Source organism: Shewanella sp. Isolate8 (assembly GCF_022398495.1).
Lineage (GTDB): Bacteria > Pseudomonadota > Gammaproteobacteria > Enterobacterales > Shewanellaceae > Shewanella > Shewanella aquimarina.
Genome location: NZ_JAKEVI010000001.1, coordinates 2,093,794 through 2,105,947, shown reverse-complemented (window position 1 = coordinate 2,105,947; position 12,154 = coordinate 2,093,794). Strand labels below are relative to the sequence as shown.

Annotated in this window: 9 protein-coding genes; 8 read left to right on the top strand and 1 reads right to left on the bottom strand. The window is 54.2% G+C overall.

The window, feature by feature from the left end:
• The first annotated feature begins 1 nt into the window (after window position 1).
• From L1D43_RS09160 to L1D43_RS09125, 8 genes are all read left to right on the top strand, one after another.
• On the top strand, window positions 2-1,018 hold the full coding sequence (locus L1D43_RS09160) for an aspartate-semialdehyde dehydrogenase (protein ID WP_239850938.1): 1,017 nt from the start codon (window positions 2-4) through the stop codon (window positions 1,016-1,018).
• A 201-nt stretch (window positions 1,019-1,219) separates the two neighbouring features.
• Window positions 1,220-3,946: a FimV/HubP family polar landmark protein gene (locus L1D43_RS09155; RefSeq protein ID WP_239850932.1), complete on the top strand. Its 2,727-nt coding sequence runs from the start codon at window positions 1,220-1,222 to the stop codon at window positions 3,944-3,946.
• 261 nt (window positions 3,947-4,207) lie between these two features.
• Window positions 4,208-4,993, top strand: coding sequence for a tRNA pseudouridine(38-40) synthase TruA (gene truA, locus L1D43_RS09150; RefSeq protein WP_011866103.1), 786 nt, complete (start codon window positions 4,208-4,210; stop codon window positions 4,991-4,993).
• Between the two features lie 44 nt (window positions 4,994-5,037).
• The gene (folC, locus tag L1D43_RS09145; RefSeq protein ID WP_239850930.1) at window positions 5,038-6,330 is read left to right on the top strand and encodes a bifunctional tetrahydrofolate synthase/dihydrofolate synthase; all 1,293 of its coding nucleotides are present in this window, start codon (window positions 5,038-5,040) and stop codon (window positions 6,328-6,330) included.
• Between the two features lie 6 nt (window positions 6,331-6,336).
• Window positions 6,337-7,050, top strand: a complete 714-nt coding sequence (dedD, locus tag L1D43_RS09140; RefSeq protein ID WP_239850928.1) for a cell division protein DedD — start codon at window positions 6,337-6,339, stop codon at window positions 7,048-7,050.
• 203 nt (window positions 7,051-7,253) lie between these two features.
• A complete protein-coding gene (locus tag L1D43_RS09135) occupies window positions 7,254-7,742 on the top strand; it encodes a CvpA family protein (RefSeq protein WP_011866100.1) in 489 nt (162 codons plus the stop codon).
• An 87-nt stretch (window positions 7,743-7,829) separates the two neighbouring features.
• Window positions 7,830-9,344, top strand: a complete 1,515-nt coding sequence (gene purF, locus L1D43_RS09130) for an amidophosphoribosyltransferase (protein WP_239850926.1) — start codon at window positions 7,830-7,832, stop codon at window positions 9,342-9,344.
• A gap of 244 nt (window positions 9,345-9,588) precedes the next feature.
• Window positions 9,589-11,706, top strand: coding sequence for a methyl-accepting chemotaxis protein (locus tag L1D43_RS09125; RefSeq protein WP_239850924.1), 2,118 nt, complete (start codon window positions 9,589-9,591; stop codon window positions 11,704-11,706).
• Between the two features lie 122 nt (window positions 11,707-11,828).
• Here L1D43_RS09125 and L1D43_RS09120 read toward each other — a convergent pair whose 3' ends face one another.
• Window positions 11,829-12,104 carry a hypothetical protein gene (locus L1D43_RS09120; protein ID WP_239850923.1) on the bottom strand — a complete coding sequence of 92 codons (276 nt, stop codon included), beginning with the start codon at window positions 12,102-12,104 and terminating at the stop codon, window positions 11,829-11,831.
• Window positions 12,105-12,154 lie beyond the last annotated feature (50 nt).

The following is a 12,154-nucleotide window of genomic DNA, read 5'->3' as shown; positions in this document are numbered from 1 at the left end:
TATGTCGCAGGAATTTAACGTCGTCGTTTTAGGTGCATCGGGAGCCGTGGGTCAAACAATGATTGAGATCCTCGAAGAGCGCAACTTTCCCGTTGCCAACTTGTATCCTTTAGCCAGTAGTCGTAGTGCGGGCGACACGGTAACTTTCCATGGTAAACAGGTCGAAATTTTAGACGTGGAGACCTTCGATTGGTCTCAGGCACAGATAGGTTTCTTCTCGGCGGGCGGTGACGTATCGGCCAAGTGGGCACCTATTGCAGCGGAGCAGGGCTGTGTGGTGATCGATAACACCTCACATTTCCGTTACGACATCGACATTCCACTGGTGGTTCCGGAAGTGAACCCTCAGGTGATCGCCGATTTTCGTAACCGCAACATCATAGCCAACCCTAACTGCTCGACCATTCAGATGCTGGTCGCGCTTAAGCCTGTCTATGATGCCTTCGGGATCTCACGTATCAATGTGGCAACTTATCAGTCTGTATCAGGCTCGGGCAAGCAGGCTATCGAAGAGCTGGCCAATCAGTGCGCTAAGCTGCTCCAGGGGCTGCCGGTAGAGCCTAAGGCCTATCCTAAGCAGATTGCCTTTAACGTGCTGCCACAGATCGATAAGTTTATGGACAACGGCTACACCAAAGAAGAGATGAAGATGGTCTGGGAAACCCAGAAGATCTTCGGCGATGACCAGATAGTGGTTAATCCAACCGCGGTGCGCGTGCCGGTATTCTATGGTCACTCTGAGGCTGTGCATATCGAAACCGTGCAGCCGGTGAGCGCCGAAGATGTTAAGGCCGTGTTGCGTGATGCGCCGGGCGTTGAGCTGTTCGAGTCTAACGATGAGTACCCAACGGCGGCGACTGAGGCGGCGGGAACCGATCCTGTTTATGTGGGCCGTGTGCGTGAAGATATCTCGCATCCTAACGGTATCAATCTCTGGGTTGTGTCTGATAACATTAGAAAAGGCGCGGCGCTTAACAGCGTACAGATCGCCGAAGTCTTGGTCAGAGACTACTACTGAACGCTCGGCCTAACGGGCCAATAAGCGTCTAAGTGGAGAAAAAGCCTGCAGTTTGCAGGCTTTTTTTTGTGTGATCACTTGTTTTTGAAATGTGAACAGTAGCAGGCCATCTAAAACTGGTTTATAGTAATCTCAATAAATACAATTGCCTAAAGCACGCTGCCAAATGGCAGTCCATCATCGCTTGAAAGGGAAGAATTGATGAACTTTCGCACATCGCATCTTGCTGGTTTGCTAGCCAGCGCACTGCTTGTTCTCTCGTCGACTTCGGGTCTTTTATCTGCCGCAGAACCCCTCAATATTACCGGTCCAGATGGTGAGAGTCGCCAGACACTGCGCCAATACGGTCCAACCACGGCGTCTGATACCTTCTGGAGTATTGCACAGAAAACCCGTCCCGATGCGAGTGTGACCATCTATCAGGTGATGGCGGCGATTTATGAAGCCAACCCCCATGCGTTTACCAGTGACAATTACAACAGCCTAGAGAAGGGGATGATCCTGCTGATCCCCTCTAAAGAGGTGATGCTGGCTATTCCTAAGAGCCTGGCCAAACAGCAGGCCGAAAAAAACGATAGAGGCTGGCGGCAGAAGCCGCAGACTGCGGCTAAGCCTAAGCCGGTAGCGACGGCACCAGCGCCGCAAACGAGTGAACCAGAGGCGAGTCAACCTGACACTGCTCAGGCCGACATGACTCAGGCCAAAACGACTTCGGCTGATAAGCCTACCGGCGAACAGCAAAAGCAGATTGAGGCATTAACGGCGCAGCTCGAAGCCGAGCAGGCCAAGAACCTGTCGCTCACCGATGAGCTCGCCAGGGCACAAGATAAGCTGAATCTGGGCAATAACGACAGCGAGATGTTGCAGGCCAAGATAGATGAGCAAAGCAGCCGTATTGCCGAGCTGGAAGAGGCACTACTGGTTCAGAAAGAGCAAAAGGCGCAACTCAACAGTGAGGTGGAGCAGTTACGTCAGCAGCTCGCGGCCGCCACTCAGCCAGCCCAGCCTAAAGAGGTTGATGATAGCTGGCGTACCATGATGAGCAGCCCGCTCTATCTCGGTCTGTTCGCGGCCATTCCAGCGCTATTGCTGCTGGTATTGGTATGGTTGTTTATCAAGCGTCGCAACAATAAGAGCGAGGCTGGCGAGGCGAGCGCGCCTGTGGCAGAGCAGATGGACGATAAGCCTGTCGCACCAGCGCCTGAAGATAGCGAAGAGATAATGGCGGTGCACCTGGATAATGACGATGAGGCCGATTCGCTGGATTCCTTGATGAAGGTCGACGAAACCCAGTTAACGCCAGAGGCCGATCTTAGCGAGGAGTTGCCGCAAGAAGGCACCGAGATGGTGGTCGATGCCGGTGATGAGCAAGTGATGTCACCGATCGATGATGAAGGGCAGTCACTCGATGATCTCTGGGCCGAGGCCATGGGCGAGCAGGAAGAAGAGACGAATGCGGCACCGGAAGACGACCTGGATAGCCTGCTGGCCGAATTGGATGCGCCGGTAGCGACACCCGCTGAGGACGAGGCAGTCGAAGAGCCATTAGCCGAGGAAACCTCGTTCGAGGCGCCTGCAGCGCTTGAAGATGAGGCTGACACTAGCGAGACAGATCTCGATGAGCTGCTAGCCGAATTTGAGCAAGAGACACCAAGCGAAGAGACTAAAGAGGAAGATTTAGATGCGCTGCTGGCCGAGTTTAACCTGCCAGCAGAAGAAGCCGTGGAAGAAGCTGCTGTGGAAGAGACGGCTAAGGCTGAGGAAACCGCCGAGCCTGAAGTCTCCCCAGAGGAGGCGCAGCAAGAAACCCTGGCCGATGAGATAGCGCAGGAACTTGAAGAGGCTATCGATGCTAAGGGCGATGAAGCCGAGGTCGATGATACCGATCTCGACGCCTTGCTAGCAGGTTTTGATGCTGAAGCCGCTGAAACAGCAGCCTCCGAAAACGAAGCGACTGAAGCCGAAGAGACGCAGGCAATTGATAGCGAGCAGGATGATGAGATAGCCCGCCAGATTGCCGCCGAATTTGAGGAAGAAAACGACAATGCCGATGAGGCGGATCTCGATGCCTTATTGGCGGAGTTCGAACCCGCAGCGCCGGCAAGCGAGCCAGAAGCCGCTGAAACTCAAGAGCCAGACATTGCGGCGAGCGATGAAGCGTCCGCCGATATCGAGCCCGAACTCGACCCAGCAGCCGAGCTGGAAGCGAGTAAGCCATCGAACGGCCATGAGCCGCTAGAATTTGATCTGGGTGAAGATGAGCCAAGCGCCCAAGATGAAACCAAGCCTGAGGATGACGGCGAGGTGGATCTCGATGCACTGCTGGCCGACCTCGAATCGGTCGAAGAGGCAGAACCTAAGGCTGAGAAAGGTGAGTCGGGTTTCTTCGGTGATCTCAAGGGCAATAAGCGCAGCAGCGATAATATGCTTGAGTGGGAATCGGCGTTGACCAGCACTGCCCCGAGTGCACAGGATACACCAGCTGAGGAAGATGACGACGAAGGTATCGATCTGCAGCTGGACGATGATGATAACCTGACCGTGGATCAGGCCCTGGCGGCCCTGGATGCGGCAGAGAAGAAGGGCGCCGCCAGAGCCGTGCCTGAGCACGACCTGACCGCCTTCCAGCAAGATAACGGCTTTATCGATATCGACAGACTGCTCAACGAGGCCGATGAGGAGCAGCTGGATGTCGATAAGTACAAGGAGCTGGATGTCGACATGGGTGAGCTCGATAGCCTGATGGGCAATGCCGCCATGGTCGATGTAGACGATGAAGAGAATGCCGTCAACGCCAAGTTGGATCTGGCTCGCGCCTATATCGAGATCGACGATATGGACAGCGCCAAGGCGCTGCTTAAAGAGGTCGAGCTGGACGGCAACGATCGTCAGCAGCAGGAAGCTAAGAAGCTGCTAGACGAGCTCTAATTTATACGAGATTTAGTCTAGAAAAGCGATTTGAAAAACGGTGCTTAGGCGCCGTTTTTTTATGGCGACGAGCATAATTTTGATGGCGGCAAGCCTGGAGGTTAGCTATCGGTGCAGTTGACTCTCCACTTAACTTTCTCCTTAACTATCCAGTTAACGCGCCATTTACTATCCAGTTAACACCTAGCTTGTGCTAGAATCCGCCGCCTAGCGAACAGATTTATTTAAACGTGAGTAATTAAACATGAGGACAGGTATTTCATGCGCGTAGCATTAGGTATCGAATATGATGGCAGCCGTTATTTTGGCTGGCAACGTCAGGCCGAGGTGGACTCGGTACAAGCCCAGCTCGAGAGAGCCCTATCTTTCGTTGCCAACGAACCTATTTCGATTCAATGTGCCGGACGTACCGACGCGGGCGTTCATGCCACGGGCCAGGTGGTGCATTTCGAGACCAATGCCGTGCGTAAAGAGAGTGCCTGGACATTAGGGGTCAATGTCAACCTGCCGGATGATATCGCCGTGCGCTGGGCCAAGGATGTGGATGACGAATTCCACGCCCGCTTTACCGCCACCGCCCGCCGTTATCGCTACATGATCTATAACCATCAGTTTAGACCCGGCATTCTCCGCTCTGGAGTGAGCCACTATCCGGGGCAGATCGATGAGGCCAAGATGCATGAGGCGGCCCAGTTCCTGCTGGGTGAGCAGGACTTTACCAGCTTTCGCGCCATTCAATGCCAGTCGAACACCCCATTTCGCTGTGTTCACGAGGTCAATGTGACCCGTCAGGGCATGTATATCTGTGTCGACATCAAGGCCAACGCCTTCTTGCATCACATGGTGCGTAATATCGTCGGCTCTCTGCTCGAGGTGGGTTATGGTCGCCAACCTGTAAGCTGGATTAAGGAGCTGCTGGCGCTGAAGGATCGCACTCAGGCGGCGGCGACTGCTAAGCCTAACGGTCTCTACCTGGTGGATGTGACCTATCCCGAGCACTATGCCTTACCTAAGCTGGCCCTGGGGCCACTGTTTATGCTCGACTAATCCAAACTAAATATCTGATTAACAAAGATTAAAAAGATTCTGATATGACGCCTGTACCCAACGCACAATCTGGCCTTAATGACTGGCTGAACCACCTGATGGCTATCCATCCCACAGAGATAGATATGGGCCTTGGCCGCGTTGCGGCCGTTGCCAAGGTCATGGAGCTGGATAGCCTTGGCGGCACTAAGGTGGTGACCGTTGCCGGTACCAATGGCAAGGGAACCACCTGCGCCATGATAGAAGCCATCATGAGAAAAGCCGGGCAACGCGTCGGTGTCTACAGCTCGCCTCACATGCTCAAATACAATGAGCGGGTACGTATCGATGGGGTAGATGCCAGCGACGAGGCGCTTATCGAGGCGTTTTGTGCCATAGATGCCGCGCGCGGCGACATCTCGCTGACCTTCTTCGAATATGCCACCCTGGCCGGACTCTACCTGTTTAAGCAGGCGAAGCTGGATCTGGTGTTACTCGAGGTGGGGCTTGGCGGACGCCTGGATGCCACCAATATTATCGATGCCGATATCGCGGTGATCACTGCCATCGACATCGACCATCAGGAATACCTGGGCGATACCCGGGAGTTGGTGGGCCGCGAGAAGGCGGGGATCATGCGCGCTGGCCGTCCCGTGGTTATTGGCGACCCAGACTTGCCGGCAAGCGTTGTTGAATACGCCGAGTCTATCGGCGCCAAGATGGTAAGGGTGAATCACGAATTTAGCTACCAGGCGAGCGAGACTGACTGGTGTTTTGAGCTAGGTGATATGCCTCAATCGTCTGTGCCCCAATTTTCATTGTCTGGCTTGCCACTGCCAACCTTACCCTTGGCTAATGCGGCAACCGCCCTGGCTGTGGTGCAGCAATTGCTGGCACTACAGTTTGTGACTGAAGCGGCTCGCACATCTATCGCTGCCGGGTTAAGCGGGGCCAAGTTAACCGGTCGTCTGGAGGTGGTCAGCGAGCAGCCTAAGATCATCTTAGATGTGGCCCATAACCCCCATGCGGCGGCCTATCTGACCCAGCGACTCGAGGCTTACAAGGGTAAGCGTATCTTCGCCCTGTGTGGCATGCTAAAAGATAAGGATTGCCGCGCCGTGCTCGGCCTGCTCGAGGATCAGATCCACGCCTGGTATTTGACGGATCTTAACTGTGAGCGCAGCGCTAAGGCGCAGGACTTGCTCAGCTATGTGAGTGGCGACAAAGCTGCCTATGGGTTTGCCTCGGTTGAGCAGGCATACCGGGCGTTAAAGCCAGAGATTGGCCAATCCGATGTGGTAATTGTGTTTGGCTCCTTTTACACTGTGGCAGAGTTTAAGCAATTGGACCTAAGTTAAATGCAGGTGGATGAAGTAGAAGTCAAACAAGAGAAGGTATCGAGCCAGTTTCAAAACCGTCTGGTGGGCATCATAGTCTTGGTGGCCCTGGGGGTGATCTTTTTGCCCGATATCTTAGATGGGAAGAAGCAGCATCAGGAAGAGCAGTTTGCCGAGATCCCACTGCGGCCCCAAGCCGAGTCTAGCCTCGAAGAGCAGGAGAGCATTACGGCCATTGACCTGAGTGAGCAGCAGGCTCAGTTCGACCTGCAGGTGAGCGCCCAGGATGATAGCGCCGGCCAAGCCTTAGCCGAGCAGCAGGGGGCGAATGATGGCGCGGATGATAAGACAAGTGCGGCGAAAACGGACGCCTCTAATACCAGCGTAGCTAAAACCAGCGAGTCTAAAACCAGTGAAGCTAAAACCAGTGAAGTTAGGCAAACCCCAGCGAAAGTCACGCAAGCTAAGGCGGCTGAATCTAAGGTTGAGGTCGCAAGCTCGGCCTATACCCTGCAACTGGGCAGCTTTAAGAATGCCGATAATGTGAACGCCCTGGTCAAGCGACTGCGAGGCGAGGGCTACCGCGCCTATACCGTGCCGAAAAAGCCGGTGGATGGTCAGCTGACTAAGGTGTTCGTCGGCCCGGATATCTCCAAGAGCAAGCTACAGAAGTTGCAGACCAAGCTGGATAAGTTTACCGGCCTCAAGTCGGCGGTGGTCGATTATAACCCACTGCTGTGACCCAGCTCATTTGATCATACGCCCAGGCTTCGTCCTGGGCGTTTCTGTTTGTGGGTTCTGGCCAAAATGGCTTTAGGGCAGAACTCAGTGTCCGTAATTGCGGATAAACTAAATCACTTTTAAATCAGGCTAGGGGGTGAGAATGTCTTCAGTCTCTGGTAAAATCCCGCCGTCTTAATGCTAATGCTGGATCACCTTATTCAATGGTTTGGATCGATTATGCCATTATTGCGGTTATCGCAATCTCGACTTTAATTAGTCTGCTTCGTGGTTTCGTTAAGGAAGCCATGTCACTCGTGGTCTGGTTTGCCGCCTTCTTCGTGGCGAGTCAATTTTATGAAGATCTCGCCGTCTACCTGACCCAGATGCAAGATGAAATGGTGCGTAACGGCATCGCCATCGCCATCCTGTTTATCTCGACCCTTATTCTCGGTGCCTTAGTCAATTACCTTATCGGCCAACTTGTGGTCAAGACGGGCCTGTCTGGCACAGACAGGGTGTTGGGCCTCTGTTTTGGCGCCCTGCGCGGTGCACTTATCGTTAGCGCGATACTCTTTTTCCTGGACGCCTTTACCGGGGCGCCCAAGACAGACTGGTGGGCCAGCTCGCAACTGGTTCCCGAATTCGGAGTGGTTATCCAGTGGTTCTTTGACTACGTGGAAAACACCTCAAGCTTTGTACCTAAAATATAAGAATGCGTAAGCATAGGCGTGCCTTAACCTCAGGTCATGGCCGCAGATAATAATTATCAGAACATCTTAAAATGAGGAAACCTACCCATGTGTGGTATCGTCGGAATAGTTGGCCGAACATCGGTTAATCAGACAATCTATGATGCACTCACAGTGCTACAGCATCGTGGCCAAGACGCCGCGGGCATTGTCACCGTTGATGGCAATGCGTTTAGATTGCGTAAGGCCAATGGTCTGGTAAAAGACGTATTTGAACCTAAGCATATGCAGCGCCTGCAGGGCACTGCCGGCATAGGTCACGTGCGTTACCCAACTGCGGGTAGCTCGAGCGCGTCTGAGGCGCAACCTTTCTATGTTAACTCTCCTTTCGGGATCTCTCTGGCGCACAATGGCAACCTGACCAACACGGTCGAGCTGCACGAGCGTCTGGTGAAGCAACGTCGTCACGTGAACACCACTTCAGATTCTGAAGTCCTGCTTAACCTGTTGGCCGACGAGCTGCAACACACCAAGAGCCAGTACCTCACTGCCGACGAGGTGTTTGAGGCGGTCACTAAGGTACATGAGTTGACACGTGGCGCCTACGCCGTGGCGGCGATGATCATCGGCCAGGGCCTGGTGGCGTTTCGTGACCCTTACGGCATCCGTCCACTGGTATTGGGTAAGAACGAGACAGAGCAGGGCACCGAATATATGGTGGCCTCTGAGAGCGTGGCGTTAGACGCCGTCGGTTTCGAGACGGTACGTGATGTTGCCCCAGGCGAAGCCATCTATATCTCCTTGGATGGTCAGCTCTACACGCGTCAATGTGCCCAGTCGCCAACCTATTCGCCTTGTATCTTCGAATATGTATATTTTGCCCGCCCAGACTCGACCATCGACAAGGTATCTGTCTACGGTAGCCGCGTGAATATGGGCACCATGCTGGGTGAGAAGATCAAGAAGGAGTGGGAAGATCACGATATCGACGTGGTGATTCCGATTCCTGAGACCTCATGCGATATCGCTCTGGAGATCGCCCGTAACCTAGACCTGCCATACCGCCAGGGCTTCGTGAAGAACCGTTACATCGGTCGTACCTTCATCATGCCGGGCCAGCAGGAGCGTAAGAAGTCGGTTCGCCGCAAGCTAAATGCTATCAATGCCGAGTTTAAGGGTAAGAACGTACTGCTGGTGGATGACTCTATCGTGCGCGGTACCACCTCCGAGCAGATCATCGAGATGGCTCGTGAAGCCGGCGCCAAGAAGGTTTACTTCGCCTCTGCGGCCCCTGAGATCCGCTTCCCGAACGTCTATGGTATCGACATGCCAACCTCGAGCGAGCTGATCGCCCATGGTCGCGACGCCGAAGAGATCAATAAGCTGATCGGTGCCGATGGCATCATCTTCCAGGATCTAGAAGATCTGATCGAAGCAGTACGTCAGCAGAACCCGGATATCAAACGCTTCGAGACCTCGGTATTTGACGGTAACTATGTGACCAACGATGTGGATCAGGCCTATCTGGATCACCTGACCCAGCTACGTAACGACGATGCCAAGGCAAATCGCATCAAGGATATCGGCACTAACTTAGAGCTACATAACGTCTGTCATCCCTAAGGGATAGCGCATGCGTCAGCTAAAAACCGACCCCTAGTGGTCGGTTTTTTTATGGGAGAGGTCGGTATTTTTATAGAAGTGCTCGGTTTTTTTATGGGGCATTTTGCTACATCGCTTCTCCTGCAAGGTCAATTAAATACCTGATAGCATGGTGTTTTAATGCTTTAGTGCTATGTTTAATGAGTGAAAGATCTCGGTCTCACGCCTTAATCCTCATCTCTACCGCCTTGCTTAGGAGTGATAAATGAAACACTTGTCCATCAGTACTAAGTTGCTTTGGATCACCTCAGCGCTGTTTTTGATCATAGTTGCCATTCTCTCCTTTAGCCTCTGGTGGTCGCTCAGCGACAAAAATGCCCAACTGGCAAGCCAGGTACAGAGTGCGCTGCATGATGAGACCCGCCAGCGTCTTAGCGCCCGAGCCGGTGAGTATGGCGAGCGTGTAGCGGGTTTCATCAACGAGGCTTATCGAATTCCCTTCTCCTTTGCGGGCATGATAGAGCAGAGCGCCGCCACTCAGCCGCTATCTCGTGAAGGGGTTGAGGAGTCTGTAGCAGGTATTTTGCGCAAGAATAGCCAGCTCTCTTCCATGTACGCCCAGTTCGAGCCCAATGGCTATGATGGTCGAGATAGCGAATATACCCAGAAGATTAGTCACAGCGTGCCAGAGGCGGGCACCCTGGAGATCTATTACACCCGTAACGAAGATGGCAGCGTCGAACATCAGCAGGTGGACGATGCCAGCGAGAAGTATGATGCCACCCTCAAGGAGTTTGGCGTGCGCGAGGCCGAATGGTATCTGTGCGCCAAGGATACCAAGCGCCCCTGTCTGATGGAGCCCTACCTGTATGAGATAAGCCCGGGCAACACGGCGCTGATGACCTCGCTGACCGTACCTGTGGTGGTGGGCGGCAGTTTTCGTGGCGTGATAGGTGTAGACGTTAATCTACCGGTGTTTCAGAAGCTGATCGACGAGCTCTCGGCCAGCCTGTATCGAGGCAAGGCCAAGGTGACCCTGCTGAGCCAGAAGGGCTTAGTGGTGGCGGCCAGCCACTATGATAAGAAGGCAAGGCCCTTGGGCGAGTCTATCGCACCCTCGCTCGCCAGTCAGTTAACCGGGCTGCATCGCCAGGGCGGCTACTTGGAGCAAGGAAGCCATATTATCGTCGCTTATCCTATCGATATTGGACTTGCCAAGGCGCAGTGGTCGCTGGTTATCGAGGTGGACAAGGTTGATGCCTATGAGGCCGCCAATGCCATGGATAAGGCGATGTCGGCGATGGCCAGCTCTCTGGGTAGCCTGCTGTTGATCGTCGGGGTTATCGTCTCCTTAATCGCCGTGGTCACCATTAGTTTAGTGATACGTTCCATCATAGCGCCGCTTAAGGTGATTCAGAATCGAGTGGAAAACCTTGCCAGCGCCGAGGGGGATCTGACTCAGGCGATCACGGTGGAATCCCACGCCGAGTTAATCGCCCTGGGAGGCGGCATCAATGGCTTTATTACCAAGCTGCGCCTGCTGATCGGCGAGCTTAAGGAGTTGGCGTCACGTTCTCAGGCGGAGAGTCAGGTGGCAGCCGGGATTGCCCAGCAGACCCACAAGAGCGTCAATCGTCAGTACAGTGACATCGAGAGTGTGGTGACCGCGGTGAATCAGATGAGCGCCACCGCGCTGGAGGTGGCCAAGGCCTCTGAGCAAACCGCATCGGAAACCGAGGCGATGACCCTCAACGTCAAGGCCGGTGAAGACAGCCTGAGTCAGGCCATGGGCTATGTGACCCATATGTCGCAAGAATCTCTGCTGGCCAAGGAAGCCGTGGGCAAGGTGGCGGAAAGCAGCACCAACATCAGTAAGATCCTCGAGGTGATCAGCGCCATTGCCGAGCAGACCAATTTGCTAGCGCTGAATGCCGCCATCGAGGCGGCCCGCGCCGGAGAGCAGGGGCGGGGCTTTGCCGTGGTTGCTGACGAGGTGCGGGCCCTGGCCTCCAAGACCCAGAGTTCTACCGATGAGATTGGCAAGTTGATCGAGACCTTACAGCGGGAGGTTACCAGCGCGTCGCAGATCATCGACCAAGGGGTGGATGGTGCCCAGCGCGCCGTGGCCCAGACCGAATCGGCCTTGAGTTCGCTTAACACTATAGTGAGCCAGATTCAGGAGGTCTCGGGGCAGGTGACCCATATCGCCACCGCTGCAGAGGAGCAGAGCGCCGTCACCGAAGAGGTCAATCGCAACATAACCGGCATCTCTGATTCGGCCTCAGAGCTGGCGAGACTGGCCGATGAGGCGCAGCAGAGCAGTGCCAGCCTAGCGGCATTGGTGGAGCAGCAGCACCTACAGCTAGGTAAGTTAAAAACATAGACTCAGCATGTTGTTAAAGCTGATTGAGGCGTCTCCTGGGAGGCGCCTTTTTAATGGTTTTTGCCGGATGAGGCCAAGACAAAGCTGGGGACAAGTCACTGCTAATCGAGCATAGCGAGAGTTCAGAAGGGGAGCAGCAAGCCTTGGCTTACCCACACCAACAGCCAGAGGCAGAACAGGAGTCCCATGGCCAGCCTATGATTTTTACCATGGCGGGCGAGCGCAAATAGAGTGCCTGCGCAGCTTAGCAACAGCAGCGCGCCAAACAGCATCAGGGGATCCAGTCGCCAGGGTAATGCTAAGTTAGGCATTAAGGGCAGAAGCAGCGCCGTCGTTGTCAGCGTGGCATAGAGTAGCAGGCGCTCGGGTCGGTAAGGGGTTTTGAGTCGTATGTGCATATCAACCTCCATAGAATGGCCTTAGACTACTCTTTAATGAGAATTATTCT